The sequence below is a fragment of the Granulicatella sp. 572.rep1_STHE genome (assembly GCF_001073445.1).
Taxonomy (GTDB): Bacteria; Bacillota; Bacilli; order Lactobacillales; family Aerococcaceae; genus Granulicatella; species Granulicatella adiacens.
The window spans coordinates 90582-109063 of record NZ_JVBO01000042.1 but is presented as its reverse complement, the minus strand read 5'-3'; the positions used below and the strand labels follow the sequence as shown (position 1 = coordinate 109063).

Annotated in this window: 16 protein-coding genes, 2 tRNA genes and 1 riboswitch; all 18 genes read left to right on the top strand. The window is 39.5% G+C overall.

The features are described 5' to 3' along the window. Positions 1 to 72 precede the first annotated feature (72 nt). The 18 genes from ADH99_RS09070 (at position 73) to ADH99_RS08985 (ending at position 18192) form a co-directional block, all read left to right on the top strand. Positions 73 to 1368, top strand: a complete 1296-nt coding sequence (locus ADH99_RS09070; protein WP_049555720.1) for a CHAP domain-containing protein — start codon at positions 73 to 75, stop codon at positions 1366 to 1368. 137 nt (positions 1369 to 1505) lie between these two features. Next, on the top strand, positions 1506 to 1982 hold the full coding sequence (locus ADH99_RS09065; RefSeq protein ID WP_049555719.1) for a hypothetical protein: 477 nt from the start codon (positions 1506 to 1508) through the stop codon (positions 1980 to 1982). 124 nt (positions 1983 to 2106) lie between these two features. After that, positions 2107 to 2221, top strand: a riboswitch (FMN riboswitch). Positions 2222 to 2337: 116 nt separating this feature from the next. Then, positions 2338 to 2955 carry an ECF transporter S component gene (locus tag ADH99_RS09060; RefSeq protein WP_049555718.1) on the top strand — a complete coding sequence of 206 codons (618 nt, stop codon included), beginning with the start codon at positions 2338 to 2340 and terminating at the stop codon, positions 2953 to 2955. 154 nt (positions 2956 to 3109) lie between these two features. Further along, entirely contained in the window at positions 3110 to 4582 is a 1473-nt protein-coding gene (locus ADH99_RS09055) for an SLC13 family permease (protein WP_053091367.1), read from the top strand. A 10-nt stretch (positions 4583 to 4592) separates the two neighbouring features. After that, entirely contained in the window at positions 4593 to 4859 is a 267-nt protein-coding gene (locus ADH99_RS09050) for a chorismate mutase (protein WP_049555717.1), read from the top strand. Between the two features lie 172 nt (positions 4860 to 5031). Further along, on the top strand, positions 5032 to 6354 hold the full coding sequence (locus ADH99_RS09045) for an alpha-L-fucosidase (protein WP_049555716.1): 1323 nt from the start codon (positions 5032 to 5034) through the stop codon (positions 6352 to 6354). 31 nt (positions 6355 to 6385) lie between these two features. Next, the gene (locus ADH99_RS09040) at positions 6386 to 9076 is read left to right on the top strand and encodes a DEAD/DEAH box helicase family protein (protein WP_049555715.1); all 2691 of its coding nucleotides are present in this window, start codon (positions 6386 to 6388) and stop codon (positions 9074 to 9076) included. A 117-nt stretch (positions 9077 to 9193) separates the two neighbouring features. Beyond that, positions 9194 to 9277, top strand: a tRNA-Tyr gene (locus ADH99_RS09035). 1 nt (position 9278) lies between these two features. Continuing rightward, positions 9279 to 9350, top strand: a tRNA-Gln gene (locus tag ADH99_RS09030). A 550-nt stretch (positions 9351 to 9900) separates the two neighbouring features. Next, positions 9901 to 11793 (top strand): BglG family transcription antiterminator, encoded by a 1893-nt coding sequence (locus ADH99_RS09025; RefSeq protein WP_049555714.1) that lies wholly within the window; start codon positions 9901 to 9903, stop codon positions 11791 to 11793. A gap of 18 nt (positions 11794 to 11811) precedes the next feature. Further along, positions 11812 to 12129, top strand: a complete 318-nt coding sequence (locus ADH99_RS09020) for a PTS lactose/cellobiose transporter subunit IIA (protein WP_005606545.1) — start codon at positions 11812 to 11814, stop codon at positions 12127 to 12129. Positions 12130 to 12153: 24 nt separating this feature from the next. Next, positions 12154 to 12474 (top strand): PTS sugar transporter subunit IIB, encoded by a 321-nt coding sequence (locus tag ADH99_RS09015; protein WP_049555713.1) that lies wholly within the window; start codon positions 12154 to 12156, stop codon positions 12472 to 12474. A 12-nt stretch (positions 12475 to 12486) separates the two neighbouring features. Beyond that, entirely contained in the window at positions 12487 to 13842 is a 1356-nt protein-coding gene (locus ADH99_RS09010) for a PTS sugar transporter subunit IIC (RefSeq protein ID WP_005606541.1), read from the top strand. Between the two features lie 93 nt (positions 13843 to 13935). Beyond that, positions 13936 to 14439: a GrdB-related putative oxidoreductase gene (locus tag ADH99_RS09005; RefSeq protein ID WP_049555712.1), complete on the top strand. Its 504-nt coding sequence runs from the start codon at positions 13936 to 13938 to the stop codon at positions 14437 to 14439. A gap of 15 nt (positions 14440 to 14454) precedes the next feature. Beyond that, entirely contained in the window at positions 14455 to 15417 is a 963-nt protein-coding gene (locus tag ADH99_RS09000) for a N(4)-(beta-N-acetylglucosaminyl)-L-asparaginase (protein WP_049555711.1), read from the top strand. Continuing rightward, entirely contained in the window at positions 15414 to 16550 is a 1137-nt protein-coding gene (locus tag ADH99_RS08995) for a Sapep family Mn(2+)-dependent dipeptidase (RefSeq protein WP_049555710.1), read from the top strand. The genes ADH99_RS09000 and ADH99_RS08995 overlap by 4 nt, the downstream gene beginning before the upstream one ends. Next, a complete protein-coding gene (locus tag ADH99_RS08990) occupies positions 16547 to 17284 on the top strand; it encodes a copper homeostasis protein CutC (protein ID WP_049555709.1) in 738 nt (245 codons plus the stop codon). Before ADH99_RS08995 ends, ADH99_RS08990 begins: the two co-directional genes overlap by 4 nt. 11 nt (positions 17285 to 17295) lie before the next feature. Continuing rightward, complete coding sequence (locus tag ADH99_RS08985; protein ID WP_049555708.1) at positions 17296 to 18192, top strand: PEP phosphonomutase; 897 nt, start codon at positions 17296 to 17298, stop codon at positions 18190 to 18192. Positions 18193 to 18482: the final 290 nt, after the last annotated feature.

Here is an 18482-nt window from a genome sequence, read left to right as displayed (position 1 = left end):
TTTTATTTAAGCCAAATCGGCTACTTCGAAATATATAATTGATTTTTTATTGGAACTATTGGAGGGACTCACTTGAAGAAACGCTTATTAACAGTATTAGTAACAGGAACAGTATTAACATTAGGAGCTTTAGCACCAAAAGTTAGTGCGCAAGACTTTGATTCACAAATCAACTCAGTTAATTCAACAATTGCAAATATCAATGATAAAAAAGCTGCAGTTAATGCAACAATTGATTCATTAGTATCTGAATTATCAGGAGTACAAACTAAGATTGATGCTACTCAAGCTCAAAAAGCTGAAGCTCAAGCAGCAATCGACTCATTAAAATCAGAAATTTCTAAATTAGAAAAAGTAATTGCTGAACGTAACGAACGTTTAGAAGAACAAGCTCGTGCAGTACAAACAAACGGAGCTCGTTCATATGTTGACTTCTTATTAAATGCAGAAAACTTATCAGATATCGTTAACCGTATCGGTGTTGTTATGGATTTAATCGGTGCTAACCGTGATTTAATGCAACAACAAGCAGAAGATAAGAAACAAGTAGAAGCTAAAGAAGAGCAACAACAAGCTAAATTAGCTGAACAACAAAAAGCTGAGGAAGAATTACAAGGATTACAAACAAAATTAAATGAAACTTTTGACAAAAATAAAGTTTTATTAGCAAACTTATCTCAAGAAGAATTAGCTGAAATCTCAAAACGTGATGGATTAGTAGCAGAAAAAGAAGCTTTCCAAAAACGTTTAGCTGAAGAAAAAGCAAAAGCAGAAGCTGAAGCAGCACGTATTGCAGAAGCATCTCGTCAAGCTTTAGCAGCAGAAGCAGCAAAAGCAGCTGAAACAGTTGCAGCAGCAACTTCAACTCCAGCTCCAGCAGCTTCAAATACTCAAGCTCAAACAGCAGCAGCTCCAGCAGCACAAGCAACAGCGGCTCCTGCAGCAACAAAACAATCTTCTAGCTATACTTACACAACTGGCGGAGGATTCCCAGCAGTTGACCCAAGTTACCGTGCAGCTTTAAACGGTGGATACTTCGGACAATGTACTTACTACGTATTCAACCGTATGGCACAAGTTGGAACACCAATCGGACACAGCATGATGGGTAACGCGGCTGAATGGCCAGCATATGCTCGTAGCTATGGATACTCAGTATCTAACTCACCATCAGCTGGTTCAGCAATCGTATTCCAACAAGGTTTAGCTGGTGCTGACCCAACTTACGGACACGTTGCATTCGTAGAAGCAGTTAACGCAGATGGTTCATTATACATCTCTGAAATGAACGTACAAGGATTAAACGTAATCTCTTACCGTACAATTTCTGCAAGTGTTGCAGCTCGTGCGACTTACATCCGTTTCTAATAAGAAATGAAATAACCGTCTCCTGAAAAGGAGGCGGTTTTTGTTTGCACTATTTGGCCCAACACACTTCAAGTATAATTTGACATCCTACACTGGATTTTCTATGATAACAATAAGTCAGAATAAAGGAGTATAAAATGAAGAAAATAGTTAAATTATCGATTGTCCTATTAGGAGCATTTTTTGTTTTATTAGGGTGTCGTTCTGAAAGTAAAGCGGAATTCGCCTTAGAAGTTTCTATCTCTAAGCAAAAAGTAACGTACATGTACGACAAGGAAAAAGATTCGGTTTCCTCACTAACGTTTAACATCAGCTATGATCTTTCTAAGAATAAGGGTTACGAAGAAAAAGCACGTAGAACACGTGAGAAAATCGTAAAAGAAATGGATGGGATTGAGGGGATTAAAGTTACTCAATCGGATAGTGATAAGGAAATCTCATTTACGGTTGAGGTTGACCTTAAGAAGTTCAAATATGATGATGAAGAGAGTCGTTCGAAAGCACCATCACTCTATAGCAGTGTTCATTCTGCTTTGGTGAAGAAAAATGATCATTACAGTTTCGAAGAATCTAAGAAAAAGATTTTAGAAGAAGGATTTAAAGAAGTAAAATAGATTTCTAAAAAATTGGATGCCAGTGTTTGGCATCCAATTTTTTTAGTTGGGAATCGTTTTTAAAACTTTTATAAGCAGGGAGATTGCGCAATGATACAGGAAGTGCTACAATCAACCTATAAAATAACATTTTCGGGGCAAGGTGAAATTCCTGACCGGTGGTATAGTCCACGAGCCGCTTGGCATGATCTGGTGTGATTCCAGAACCGATAGTATAGTCTAGATGTGAGAAAATGGCACTATTTCAACGAGTCTATTTGACGAGCAGTATTGGAAGGTCCATTTCAATACTGCTTTTTTTATTGGAATTGGGTGAAAAGTGCAATTTCCTTCGCCCTAAGAAGGAGGATGTACGATGAGTACAGATGTAAAAAAGTCGACAGGAACAGCGACTAAAAAAATTGTTCTAGTAGGTGTTTTTGGTGCCATCAGTACCGTTTTAATGTTTCTATCTTTTAACGTACCGTTTATTCCAACGTTTGTGAAGTTGGATTTTTCAGACTTACCGGTATTGTTGGGGGGATATATTTTAGGTCCAGTTTATGGAAGTTTTATCGCCATTATCAAGATATTATTGAATTTTGTCTATAATGGGTCGATGACCTATGGAATTGGGGAAACGGTGAACTTAATAGGAAGTTTAAGCTTTATGTTACCGGCAGTATTGTTGTATCAACGAAATCGTAATTTTAAAACGGCGATTATGAGTTTAATCGTTGGGACGATTGCCGCTACAGTTGTCTTATTAACAGCAAATTATTTTGTGATGTTTCCTTTATATGCGACTGCTATGAATTTTCCAATGGAAAAAATTGTCGCAGCAGCTCATGCACTTAACCCTTATGTAACAGACTTAGCTTCATTAATGACGTTTGCATTATTGCCATTTAATATCATTAAATTTGGGCTCAATAGTATTCTTGCATTATTCTTATATAAACGTCTTGCAAAAGCATTAAAATTTGAACATTAAAGAAGAGCCAGGTGTAATCCCTGGCTTTTTTATTTTGGAAAAATCTTTCTATATAATATAGAAGGAAAGTGATGATGGATTCCAAAGTTTATTCCTAGTTTCAATAGCAATCTGATCTAAAATGAGGTAGGATAGATAGGAATGAGGTGAAACAATGAAAGGAAAAAATTGGACGAAACCGCAGCGGTTCATTATTGCACTTAGTGGTATTTTAATAGCTCTTAGCGGTTATTTAACCTTTACACAAGGGACTCTTTTTGGATTAGCAGCACCAACGATTTCTATTTTATCCATTTTTTTGAGCAGTTTATTGCTCTGGTTATTTGTGGCAACGGATTGGCCAAGCGTTCTCTGCTACATACTATTAGGAATCGGGATACTTCCAGGAGTGTCTTATGGGCAGATTTTTAATCTGTCGTTTGGAAATACGACTTTTGTCTTCCTATTATTTACATTTTTAATGACCTATGCTTTGGAGCAAACTCCGGCTCTTCGAAGATTTGTCGCAAAGGCCTTGGGAAGTTCTTTTGCTGGGAAAACACCTTGGCATTTTATCGGAGCTTTCTATACAAGTGTCTTATTTATTAGTCTTTTTATTTCGCCGACGATTCTCTTTATGATTGTTTTTCCCATTTATGAAGAGATGATGGTTCTGTTAGGATTTAAAAAAGGAGATAGAGAATCTTCCATTTTATTAATTGTTCTATTCTCGACAATTGCCATCGGAACTGCGATGACACCAATCAATCACGTCTTTTCCGTAACAGCGATGGCGCTCTATAAGACGGCAACCGGAATTGCGATTTCCAATGCACAGTATATGATGATTGGTATTCCAGCAGGATTTGTTCTTTTTATCGTGATGGGAGTGTTTCTACGATTCTTTTGGCGAGTGGATTTATCCCAAGTAGAAATGAAACAAATGACTTCGCTAGAAAATTTACCGCCAAAAGGTAGACGTGAGAAAGCAACGGTCCTTATTTTTATGAGTGTTGTCCTTCTATGGGTTCTTCCAGAGCTCATTGGAGGACTATTACCAGACGTGGCTACCTTCTTAAAAGGCGCTGGAATGGCATTTCCGCCGATGATTGGAGTAATTCTTTTGGCGATTCTATCATTTGAAGGGAAACCACTCCTCTCTATTCAAGAAGGGCTACAAAAAGGGGTCTATTGGCCAAGTATGTTCTTGGTGGGAGCAACATTGAGTATGGGCACCTTAATTACGAAACCTGAATTTGGGGTGATTAGCTTACTCGAAAGCTCGTTAGTGCCTCTATTTGCGACCCTTTCGCAATTATTGGTTGTGATTATCTTTGTATTGTGGGCAGGATTTCAAACAAATGTCTCTTCAAACTTAGTCACTGTTTCAGTTGTAACAACGGTGTTAACGACTGTTTATGCTACAGGATCGATTGAAGTTCAAGCGGGAACGATTGCCTGCCTGATTGGGTTCATGGCGAGCCTAGCATTTATGACACCACCATCAATGCCTTATGTGGCCATTTCGGTAGGTTCTGGATGGACGAACGCAAAAGATGCGTTTCTTTATGGGGGAGTTTTATTCTTGCTTAGTGCGATAAGTGCCGTTGCTATCGGCTATCCATTAGGAGTCTTTTTTGGAATTTAGGAGGTTTTAGATGTTAGACAAACAACGTGCAGAAATTGATGCCATCGACCGCGAAATCGTCTCTCTTTTTGAAAGACGGATGCAAGTCGTTATGGATGTTGCTCGAATTAAAAAGGAAAATGAGATGGCCATTTTCGATGCAAGTCGTGAAAAAGAAGTGATTGCAAAAGTGCAATCGTATTTGACGGACGAAGGATTAAAAGAAGAACTTCGTGAAGTTTATGAGACTTTAATGAAAGTCTCCAAAGACTATCAAAAAATACAAATGGATGAATAGAATTTGTTTATTTTAGGTTGTAGAGAAGGGCTCATAGAATGAGTCCTTTTTATTTTTAAATAACGAGAAGAAATTTGATGTGTTTCACCAAAATTGGGGATGTTTTTAAAAGAGGAAGAGTGCTAGAATGAAGGCATAGTATTGGGGCAATAGAATAAAGGAGCGGATGAAGATGGAAAATTCACTAGAGGTTATTTTAGAGAGAACAAGTTGGTTTAGACAGGCTCGATTTGGAATGTTTATTCATTTTGGACTGTATGCCATTCCAGGAAGAGGAGAATGGATCCGTAGCAATGAAAAAATGACGATTGAGGACTATCAACCCTATTTTGAAGCCTTTAATCCTACAGAATTCAATGCAAGGGAGTGGGCAAAAGCTGCAAAAGAGGCAGGGATGAAATATGTTGTGTTAACCGCAAAACATCATGATGGTTTTTGCTTATTCGATTCAGCGTACACGGACTATAAGATTACCAATACCGCTTTTGGACGAGATTTAGTAAAGGAATATGTAGAAGCCCTGAGAGCAGAAGGGCTACGTGTAGGATTATACTTTAGTTTACTAGACTGGTATCATCCAGATTATCCTAAATATGAAGATCGCCACCATCCCATGAGAGGAAATAAGCAGTATCAAAATGAGCAAATCGACTTTGATCGGTATTTAGAATTGATGCATCACCAAGTCGAGGAACTAGTTACCAAATATGGAAAAATTGATATTCTTTGGTTTGATTTTTCGTATGGGGAAATGTTTGGAGAAAAATGGAAGGCAAGTGAATTAATAGAGCTGGTTCGCAAACATCAACCGGATGTAGTGATTGATAATCGATTAGAGACTTCCGGGGAAGGATTTGGCAGCATTGCTACAGAGGAGATTCATTCTTATTCTGGAGACTTTGTTAGTCCTGAACAAATTTTACCCCATGAAGGGATTCGGAATGATAAGGGAGAGTTATTACCTTGGGAATTGTGTCTTACGATGAATAATCACTGGGCGTATCATCCGTCTGACAAACTCTTTAAAAGCTCTAAAGTTCTTATTCGCAAATTGGTGGAATGTGTCAGCAAGGGTGGAAATATGATTTTAAATGTAGGACCAGACGCTAAAGGAAGATTCCCAAGAGAAAGCATAGAAATTTTGCAGGAAATTGGACAATGGATGAAGAGTAATGGAGAATCTATCTACGAAGGAGAATTAGTGAATCTGCCAAAACCGGAATGGGGTTATTACACAAAGAATGGGAAAATGTTGTACGCCCATGTGTTTGAACAACCTATTGGTCCGATTGCGTTAACAGGAATCGATAAAGAGCAGATTGAACGGTTGAGTTTCGTCCATGATGGTAGCGAAGTAAGGATTTCTAACAGTTGGACTACTTTAGCTTTTCAAGACATTTGCTTTGCACAATATGGAGAAATTGGGGCTTACACCTATCCATTACCTGATGAGGTGGACAGTGTTATCAAAATCGAATTAAAAGAAGAAATCTAATGGTATAATGAATGAGCAAAGGAGGGGTTAGGTGTTAGAACACTTATCTTTTAAAGGCGAGTGGCGCCAGTATCAAAAGCGCATTTTAGAAAAAAGCGAGACGATTATGGCGGATGGTCATATTCACTTAGTGGCGGCTCCAGGTTCTGGGAAAACGACACTAGGAATTGAATTTATCCGTCGCAATAGTAAGCCTGCGCTCATTCTAGTGCCGACAGTGACGATTCGCCAGCAATGGGTTGACCGTATTCGTGAGGCATTTCTGGATGATGAGCTTCTAGCCGATGAAATGATTTCGCAAAATCTCAAACAGCCAAAGACGATCACCGTTGCGACGTATCAAGCGTTGCACAGTGCCATCAACCGTCTGGAAGGCGACGCGGAAGTTGAGGATACGGACGATGTCGTCGAAAACGAGCATTTTGATTTTAAAGGAGTAGATATCGTTGGGCTCTTTAACGAAGCGAGTCTTGGAACATTGTGCCTCGACGAGTGCCATCACTTACGAAATGAATGGTGGAAGAGTCTGGAAATCTTCCGCAAATCCTTTGCGGATATAAATGTGATTTCGCTGACGGCAACACCTCCATATGAAGGAGAGCCTGCACTTTGGAATCGTTATGTGGCTATGTGTGGGGAAATCGATGAAGAAATTACTATTCCAGAACTCGTCAAAGAAGGCAGTTTGTGTCCGCACCAGGACTATGTGTATTTCTCTTTCCCAACGAAGGAAGAAGAGAAACAACTCGATCAGTTTTCTACGCAAAAGAGAACCTTCTTGAAAAATCTATCCTCTGACTCGATGTTTTGCGAGGCGGTGAGAACTAGCCGTGCGCTCGATGGCACCATTTCAGAAGATGAACTCTTAAACGAACCGAAGTATCTCTCGGCTACACTGATTTTTCTACGTCATAAAGGAATCGAGTTCCCGAAACAGTTTCAACAATTACTAGGGGCAAGCCGCCTTCCGATGTTTGACTTGGCGTGGTTTGAAATCCTCTTACAAGGAATGTTGTTTGATGTACCACATTGGTATGATTTATCCGAAGAAGACCTGAAAGAGTTAAAGAGTGAATTGAAATCTCTGGGGTTAATCGACCGCAAACAAGTACAGTTATGTCGCAATAAAAAAATAGACCAGCTATTGAACCAATCTCTTGGGAAATTAAATGCCGTCAGAGATATTTTTAAAGCAGAATACGAAACTCTAGGAGGAAATTTAAGACAACTGATTCTAACCGACTTCATTCGAAAGGACTTTGAGGCGCACTTAGGAAACCCAGAAGTTCAATATAGCCAACTGGGCGTATTGCCCTACTTCGAAGTCCTTCGTAGAGAGCTTGAGGAACAACAATTAGACGTTCCTATGGCCGTTTTAACAGGAAGTCTCGTGATTATTCCAACAGGTGTAAAATCGCGTCTAGAGGCTGTTTTTGGAGCCGATAAGATTACCTTCCAACCAGTCGGACAACTAGACGAGAAGGACTATGTGAAGGTCCGTTTAGTAGGTTCGCAACATGATTTAGTCAGCGCCGTGACGCAGCTCTTCCAAGAAGGGCATATTCATGTCGTAATTGGGACAAAATCGCTCCTAGGGGAAGGATGGGATGCGCCGTGCGTGAACTCATTGATTCTCGCTAGCTTTGTCGGAAGTTTCATGCTCAGCAATCAGATGCGAGGGCGTGCGATTCGTATTTGGCCGGAAAATCCGGATAAAACAAGCAGCGTTTGGCATCTTGTGTCCATTAATCTGGCGGAGAAAAAACTCTTCAAGAAGGAAGAAGACGAAGAGGTTGCTGTCGGAATCGATAGTCCGGATATGGAATTGTTGCAGCGCCGCATGAAGCAATTTTTAGGCCTACACTATAATGAGAACACGATTGAATCGGGCGTGGATCGATTAGACCTTGGAAATATCGAGTTTACGAAGAAGAATTTAACAAAACTCAACCAAGAAACCATCAGCCGCTCGCGTAACCGCGAAGAGTTGAGAGAGCGCTGGAATGAATCTCTTCCGCTTCTAGAAGATATGGAAGTCGCTAGTGAAGTGCAAGTGGACAAGGCGTTCTTGCCGACCGTTCTTCTAACAGATGCACGAAAAATTCTCACCTACGCGCAAGCAATTGTACTGACGGAATTGATTGTCTATTTATTTCTCGATTTTGTAAAAGGACCGTCCCAACTCTTTTATCCAGTGGGGATTTTATCGCTCATCGTGTTAAATATCGTCTGGTTGAGATATTTCCTTTACAAGAGTCCGTATAAACGCCTCGAACTCTTTGCGGAATCCATCCGAAAAGCCTTGCTTGCATCAGGACACTTGCAGACACAAAACTGCAAGGCTAGAGTCGTTCGTGAGGATAAAGATTCTTTTCAAACAGCCACTTATCTAAAAGGGGGAACCTTGCGTGAGAAGGAACTCTTCGCACAGGCGTTATCGGAATTCTTTGCTCCAATTGAGAACCAGCGCTATATTCTAAGAGCTACGACTAGGGTCAATGATCAAACAAAATATTTTGCCGTTCCAAGTATGTTTGATAAACGTAAAGAAGACGTCGTCGCTTTTGTAGCCAACATTGAAAAATACATTGGCAAGTACGAAATCATATACACTCGTAATGTAGAAGGCCGTCATATTCTCTTGGATGCACGTCTGAACGCATTAGGAAATAAACAAGAGCGAACTTTCTCTAAGAAGAAAGTCACGTCTAAATTAAAATAAACTTATAAAGAATCTAGCCAGGAAATCGACTAGATTCTTTATGTTTTTGCGGTAAAATCCTTGCATTCTCCTTCAAACTGTTGTAAGATATCTGAGTACGAAATTTTAATATTTGCTGGAGGGGTAGCGAAGTGGCTAAACGCGGCGGACTGTAAATCCGCTCCTTCGGGTTCGGCAGTTCGAATCTGCCCCCCTCCACCATTGGGGTATAGCCAAGCGGTAAGGCAACGGACTTTGACTCCGTCATTCGTTGGTTCGAATCCAGCTACCCCAGTCCTGCAGGCACCGATTCTGGTGCCTTTTTTGTTGCCCAAAAACCGCCTCTCAAAAGCACCCACCTTGTCCTTCCCGTCCCTCCGCCTGAAACAATTTGTAATTTACTTATTCACTCAATATGTGATATGTGCTAAAGGAAAATCTATAGAAAGCAGTAATTAAATGGAGTCTCAAAAGAACTCCTAATGGATTTCATCATAATAACAATAAGGTAATCGCAAGCAATGCGAATTACTGAGGGTTAGCGATTGATCACTTACCCTCAGTTTAAGGCTTGCTACCCTTGAGATGAAGGCTCGATGGGGTGCCGTTATTGTTATAATGATGAAAATAATCCATAGGAGTTCTAAGAGACTCCATTTATTTTTCAATACACTTTTTATTATGATTTTCCTTTAGTACACCAATCATCCAAAATCTGTCAAAAAATAAGAAAATTTACGAATAATTTCACGAATGGGCTAAAATTTCCTAACAATAGGAAAAGATTTTAGGTATAATAGATGTGAAGAATTTGGTATAGTCAAGTTGAGATGGAGGGGATTTTTATGAAACAGCGTCACCAACAGTTATTGCAACTACTATCTCGTCAAGAATGGATGAAAGGGAGAGAGCTAGCGACCTGTTTGGGTGTGAGTACTCGAACGGTTCGACTAGATATTGAACATATTAACCAAGAAGCTCCTCATATCATTCAAGCAAATCGTCAAAAAGGGTACCATCTCGTAGCCTTTCAACAAAACAGATATATTACACCATTGAATATGACAAAGACTCCTCAGGACAATGAAGAACGCAGTGTCCATTTGTTAAAACAACTATTGTTTAAAGAGGATGGAGTGTTCATTGATCATTTTTGTGAACAGTGTTTTGTAAGCGCTAAAACTTTTGAGTTAGTTCGAATTCGTGTTCAACAAAAATTGCAAGAATATGAAGGTCTGTCATTACAGTTGAACAATGGATTTTTACAATTAGAAGGATCTGAAACGAGCAAAAGAAAACTGTATAGAAATCTATTAAAAAAAGAAGTGGGAGAGGACTTTTTAAATAGTAGCGAGTTAATGCAAGTATATCCAGAATTGGATATGGAACATATTCAGTCAATCATTTGGGATGAACTAAAGCATAATTGCTATTCTATTCGTAAGTCACTGATGCCATTTTTACTTCTTCATATAGGGATTGTATTACAACGGATTAAAGTGGGACATACCGTTCAAGAATTCTCGCAGGATGAATTGGATTTGGAAGTAGAGTATCAGATTGTACGCTCTATTTTCTCCAAAATTCTAGAAGAAACAATCATTCCAGAAGCTGAGGTGGTATCTTTTGCCAAACTTTTAAAAGCCTATCATAACTCTGATGCCGTTGAATCAAAAATTTCTTTTCGTGGAGAAATAGTCGATTTAGAAGAAGTAGTTAGACAAATCGGGGAACAGCTTTACAGTATCATGGGGGTTTCTTTTATAGAACAAGAGGATTTCACCATGCGTTTCCAATTGCATTTACAAGGATTTTTGGAACGAGTACAGCTGAATTTGAGCTTACCTAACGTCTATGTTCAAACCTTTAAACGACAATACCCTCTAGTATTTGATACGGCCGTATCGATTAGTCAATATTTGATGTCAGCCTTTCAATGTGAGATGACAGAGGAGGAAATAGGATTTATCGCTCTACATATTGGAGCAGCATATATGCAGCGAGTTAAACCGCAGAAATTACGTGCGATTCTTATTGCGAATACACAGTATCCACTCATTGCAGGGAGTGTTAGTCGCATGAAAGATCAGTTTTCTCATCGTTTAGATTTTGTCGTGGAGCAGAGTACATTTACGACTGATTTATCCGAATTCTACGATGCAAACTTGCTCATTACATTTGACCAAATAGAGCATCCCCTCGAAATTCCAATGGTTCGCTTAGGACTTTTCTTTAATACACAAGATGAAATTCAGCTCATAAAGGTGATGAATACTTTAGAGACAGAACAAATGAGTCATAAGATTCGCTCGCAAATCGGGAATTTCATGAGTGAAAAGTTCTTTTATGCGAACATCCAGCCCAATAATCGAGATGAATTACTCCGTGAGATGGGACACCATTTAATTCAAGAGAATATCGTTACGAAGGAGTTTCTAAACTCAGTTCTGGAGAGAGAAAATTTATCTTCGACGGATTTTGATTATGCATTAGCGATTCCTCATCCATTACGTCCAGAAAGTAAACGATCAATGATTTCGATAGCCGTTTTAAAAGAACCCATTCAGTGGAATCATTTCCCTGTTAAATTGGTTATTTTACTGGCACTCAAAGAAGAGGATATGGAGTTTATGCAGCTGTTTCTAGGATGGTTAGGAAAGCAGTTAGATTCTCCAGAAAAGATGATGTCATTATTAGAAGCAAAAAATGTGGAATCATTTATAGAAGCGATTCGATAGAAAGAAGGAGGAATAAGTATGGAAGGTATCGAATTAGTCTGTTTCAAGATGATTAGTGCCTTGGGGGCTGCAAAATCCAGTTTTATGGAAGCTATCCAAGAGGCTAAATTAGGAAACTTTGATAAAGCTAGAAATTGTATTGAAGAAGGTTCCAATTTTCAAGTGGAAGGCCATGAAGCGCATTTTGGTCTTTTACAACAGGAAACTTCTGGAGATCCAGTGACATTATCATTGCTATTGGTCCATGCAGAAGATCAATTAATGAGTGCAGAATTTCTAAAGATTACCGCAGAAGAAATTATTGCGCTATATGAACGTTTAGAAGCTATCAAATAATAGAAAAGAAAGGAGGAAATAGAGATGAAAAGGATTTATTTATTTTGTAGTGCGGGAATGTCCACAAGTCTAGTGGCAAGTAAAATGCAAGAAGTTGCGGATAAGCATAATTTGCCTTTAGAAATAAAAGCGTTTCCAGACCCAAAACTAGATGCTATTTATGAACAATATCATCCAGATGTTATTTTATTAGGGCCGCAAGTGAAATTTAAATTTAATGCGGTACGCGATAAATATGAACCAAAAGGCGTTCCAGTAGATGTTATCAATTTGGAAGATTACGGGAATGTCGATGGAGAACGTATTTTAAAAAGAGCTATACAATTATTGAAATCAAAAAAATAGGAGGTCAGTGACATGTTTTCTAAGTTAGAAAAAGTAATGGGTAGAGTTGCTGAAAAACTTAGTACGAACAAAGTGCTCGTAGCTATTCGTGACGGTTTCTTAGTAGCAACACCATTAATTATTGTGGCATCTATTTTCTTAGTGATTGCAAATTTCCCTGTTCCTGGATACAGCGAATTTATAGCCCAATTCTTTGGACAAGGCTGGGAAAAATCAATGGATGCGGTGATTGATTCAACATTTAGTATTCTTGCTGTACTAGGTGCTGTTGGTATTGGGTATGCTTATGCGAAGCAATTAGAAAGTGATCCGATTGCAGGGGGAGCATTATCCCTAGTCTGCTTCTTAATTATGACACCTAAAGTTCATCCCGATTTTGTGAATGCAACTACCAACAAAGTGTTTAATGGATTCTCTCTAGGACATTTAGGATCTGCAGGGATGTTCTTAGCAATGATTACAGCGATTGTTTCAGTTCGCATTTTCGTCTTTGTTCAAAAACGCGGTTGGGTCATTAAATTACCAGATGGGGTACCACCAGCAGTTTATCAATCATTTGCAGCATTGATCCCAAGTATGTTTGCAATGTTCTTCTTCTTTGCAGTGTACTTATTATTCTCATTAACAGAGTATCAATATGCACATACATTCATTTACAAGATTTTACAAGCACCATTATTAGGTTTTGGTAGAAATATCTTCTTTGAACCAATCTATCAGTTCCTATCTACATTGTTCTGGTTCTTTGGTATCAATGGACCTGCCGTAACGAATACGGTATTTAATCCAATTCACTTAGCTTTAACAACAGAAAACTTAGAAGCGTTCAAAGCAGGACTTCCATTACCAAATATTTTTACAGGTCCATTTGGGGACTTCTTTGGTAACTTTGGTGGTGGAGGTAGTACTTTATCACTAGTATTCCTTATGGTCTTCCTTGCTAAATCAGAACGAATGAAGAAACTAGGTCGATTAGCCATCATTCCTGGTATCTTTGGAATTAATGAAATGGTTACATTTGGTTTGCCTGTTGTATTAAACCCAATTATTGCAATTCCATTTATATTAACACCTTTAGTAAATATTGGATTATCAACACTTGCGACCTTATGGGGAATCATTCCTTATACGACGGGGGCATCTCTTCCTTGGACAACACCATTCTTCTTCTCAGGTTGGTTATCAACTGGTAGCATTGTAGCGGGATTCTTCCAAATTGGATTAATTATTATCGGTTGCTTAATCTACTATCCATTCTTTAAAGCATTAGATAAACAATACTTACACGAAGAAGAAAATGCAGGTATGTTAAAAGGCGATGAGCTAGATGATGTTGACTTAAACGACTTATCTTTTGATGATTTGTAATCTTTAGAAAAAAGGAAGTCATTAATTTCATAATGAAGAGGGTGGTATGCGGGGAACGGCATGGCCACTCTTTTTCATAGAGAGGGTGAGAGTATGCGAGTGTTATTACTTTTTGATCAAATTCAAGCAGGATATGGTGGAAAGGAACGCGCAGATACGGAACTAGGATTAGAAAAGGGAGGAATCGGCTCCTTTTTAATGTTCAAAGATGAATTTACAAAAGCAGGATTAAGTGCGCTAGCGACGATTTATTGTGGACCTGATTATTTTCAAGCGCATAAAGAAGAGGTCATCCATAAGATTCATAATCTTATTTTGAAAACGAAAGCTGAGGTACTATTTGCAGGCCCGTGTTTTAATTATGATACGTATGCTCAAATGGCTGCGGAAATTGCTTTAGCCATACAAGAACAAACGGATTGCAAACCTTATGTGATTTGTTCAAAAGAAAATGAAGAAACGATTGCGAATTTTAAAGATAAAATCATTATGTTAGAAATGCCTAAAAAAGGAGCAGTAGGGTTGCGCGAAGCTTTAAGTGGAGCCATTGCGATTATTAGTGGCGAAAAAGAAGCGCGGATGCAACAATTTCAATAAAAGAGGTGAAGAGTCATGTGGGGAATGATTGCAACATGGAGAATGGCACTAGAAGGAATTCAAAAAGTAACTCCTATTCTATCTCAGGAAGGAGTTGCCGGGGACGCTATTGAAGGAGCGATTAAAGAAGTAGAAGATTTTCCATATTTTAAATCTGTAGGATATGGTGGTCTTCCAAATGAAAAAATGGAAGTGGAACTGGATGCCGCTTATTTAGATGGAAGTCGTTTTGATTTTGGAGCAGTATGTGCTATTAAAAACTTTGCTAATCCAATTTCGATTGCAAGAAAACTCAGCCATTATAAAGTGAATAATGTACTCGTAGGACAGGGAGCACAAGAGTTTGCTAGAAGCCGTCATTTTGAAGAAAAAGAGATGTTGACGGACCGGGCCAAAATTCATTATCATAATCGCTTAAAGGATTTAGAGAAGGAGCAACTTTCTCCATATGCAGGCCATGATACGGTAGGAATGGTAGCATTAGATACGCACGGAGATATGGTTGCTGGAACGTCCACTAGCGGACTTTTTATGAAGAAACCTGGTCGAGTGGGCGATTCTGCGTTCATTGGTTCAGGACTTTATGTAGATAGTACTATTGGCGGTGCAACGGCGACTGGACTAGGGGAGGATTTGATGAAGGGAGTTATTTCATACGAAATCGTCCGATTAATGAAAGAAGGGCTCTCTCCTCAAAAAGCGTGTGAAAAAGCGGTGAAAGAGTTGGATGCTCGGCTAAAGAGAACGAGAGGAGAAGCAGGGGATATTTCAGTAGTTGCGATGAATCGAAACGGAGATTTTGGTGCAGCGACGAATATCGATAACTTTTCATTCGTGGTAGCTACCAAATCCTTAGCGCCAACGGTATTTCGAGTACATCCTCAACCAGATGGCACAATGTCTCATGAGCTAGCGTCTAAAGAATGGTTGGAATCGTATTTAGAAGAAAGAATGAAGCCTTTGGAGGTTAAAGAATGAATCGAGAAGAGTGGATTAATCGACTAAAAGAAGTACAACCAATGCTTTTTGATGGCTTAAGACGAATGGTGGCGATTCCTAGTATTCGAGGAAAAGAGGAACCCGATGCCCCATTTGGAAGAGGTCCTAAACAAGCACTAGAAGAAGTTTTAAAAATTGCAACAGAATTAGGGTTTCACACTAAAAATATCGATGATAAAATTGGATATGCCGAATATGGAGAAAATCGTGCAGATGGCGCTTATTATGGGGTTTTTGGTCATGTGGATGTCATGCCTCTTGGGGAAGGATGGAATTCTCCGCCACTTAGTTTAACTCTTCGAGAGGGGAAATTATTTGGAAGAGGGACTTTAGATAACAAAGGGCCCATTTTATCGAATTTATATGCTCTATATGTGTTGAAGGAAAACGGAGTGACCTTTGACCGTCCCGTGCGAATCGTGTTTGGGACGAACGAAGAGACCGGATTTGGATGTGTGAAGCACTATCTCACTAAAGAAATTCCGCCGACGTTTGGGTGGACGCCAGATTGTAAATGGCCCGTTGTATACGGGGAACGTGGAAGATTAAAAGTAAGAGTATCGCTGCCAGAATCGAGGGTGGCAGATTTGTATGATTTTGCAAATCGTAAATTATTGCATACAAATCATCGTGGCGAAGAGCTTGGAATTGCTTATCATGATGAAGACTTTGGGATGATGCAACTAAGGGGAGAAACCTTTGGGATAGAAGAAAATCAGCATTATGTGGAATGGACGATGTGCTATCCTGCCAGTTGCACAAAATCGGATTTATTAAACCAAATCACTGCGCATCTGCCAGAAAAGGCGACATTAGAGGTTATTTCCCATTGGTCTCCAGTGCTATATGATAAAAGTTCTAAGTATGTCCAAGCGCTTCAGCAGGTATATACTGACGTTACTAAAAGCGATAGCATTCCTGTCACGACCACAGGGGGTACGTATGCAAAAATAATTCCAAATATTATTGCGTATGGGCCAAGCTTCCCAGGTCAAAGAGATATCGCGCATCTACCGAATGAATGGATAGGGGTCAAAGACTTAGAAACAGATACGATTATTTACGGACTGGCACTCTTAGCGTTATCGAATATGAAAGAAGGTATGAAATGACCATTGTAGAAGTATGTGCGGGAAGTATTGAAGATTGCCTCATTGCCCAACAAGAAGGAGCTCACCGCATTGAATTAAATAGTGCGTTGTTTCTAGGGGGATTAACCCCCAGTTTAGGAACATTGAAAACAGTGATTGATAAAGGAGTGACACTCCCTATCATCTGTATGGTTCGCCCGCGCGGAGCAGGTTTTTGTTACACTCAGGAAGAATTTGAAAGTATGATGTTGGATGCAAAACTATTATTAGAATCCGGTGCAAGTGGACTCGCATTTGGATTTTTGAAAGAAGATAAAACGATTGATTGGAATCGTACAAAACAAATGATTGACTTATGTCAGCAATTTCATGCAGAAAGTGTATTTCATAAAGCTTTTGATATTGTTCCTGATGTATATGAAGCGATTGAGGGATTAATTCAATTAGGATGCACGCGCATTTTAACAGGAGGACAACAAGCTAACATCGAAGAAGGGATCCCTTTACTAAAGAAATTGCAAGAAAAATATGGTGAAGAAATTCAGCTCCTTTGTGGGGGTGGTGTAACTAAAGAGAATATTCAATATTTAATCCAAGAAACAGGAATTCATCAAATACACGGTAGTTTTAAAATGTGGAAGGTTGATCCAACGACAAAAAATCATGGAATGAGTTATGCCTATCATGAAAGTGGAGACTACGAACAAACGAATGAACTTTTATTAAAAACAGTAATGGCACTTATTAATCGTTAGGAGGAGTTAAAATGGGTAAAAGAATGCTGAATTGTGTTGCGAGTGACTTTAAAAAAATGAGAGGTAACGCACTGAAAAAAGCAATTGAAGCAGCAGAAGGTAGAACGGTCTGTTGTGAAACGGTTTGTGTGAGACCAACCTTTTTGAATGAATTATCCAATGCAGAAATTGCAAAAGCATTTGGAGCGGATATGGTCTTATTAAATGGATTTGATTGTTTCGACCCACTGATTTTCGGAGCAGAAGAAAGTGAGAATCCAGTGCAACGGGTTAAAGATCTTAGTGGCTTGCCGATTGGAGCCAATTTGGAACCAGTGGACGAGCATGCAGAAATGTTAGAGTCCAGAATTGAAATTGCCCCCGGAAGAAAATGTACAGCTGAAACAGTATCTAGAGCTGAAAAACTCGGTTTAGATTTTATTTGTTTAACTGGAAATCCTGGTACAGGGGTGACGAATGAAGCTATTGAAAAATCTATTTCGATGGCAAAATCTCATTTTACAGGAATCGTGATTGCTGGAAAAATGCACGGAGCGGGCTCAAAGGAACCTGTTATGAATGAAGAAATTGCGAAGAGGTTTATTCAAGCCGGAGCAGATATTCTATTAGTGCCTGCAGTCGGTACTGTACCAGGGTTTACGGATGAAGAACTAGTAGCCATCGTTAAAGTGGCTCATGCGAATGATGCACTTGTATTATCTGCGATTGGAACAAGCCAAGAAGGGTCTAGTAAGGAAGTAATCGAACAAATCGCCATCCGCAATAAGGTAGCTGGCGTGGATATTCAACATATTGGCGATGCCGGATACGGTGGGTTAGCAACCATAGAAAATATTTACGCGATGTCAGTTGCGATTCGAGGGGTTCGTCATACGGTAGCTCGTATGGCACGCTCAGTAATTCGATAATAAAAAAGAAGAGCACACTAGCTTTGAGGGCTGGTGTGCTGGTTTTTTGTAGATGTAATTAGTGAAGTTGAGTTCGGGCTCACAGAACTGACGTCCACTTCCCGTAGTAGCCGCATGACTTGTTCCAAGTCGCTTGCGTTACTCCGGTCCAGTGATTCAGTCCTGAGCGTTCACCCTCACATCCTGTGAAGTTGAACTCGCCATCGCAGAAATGGCGTGCGTTTCCCGAAACGTCCGCAGAACGTTGCACGTTCCTTCCGGCGTTCCGGTCCAACGTTCCATTTCTGAAC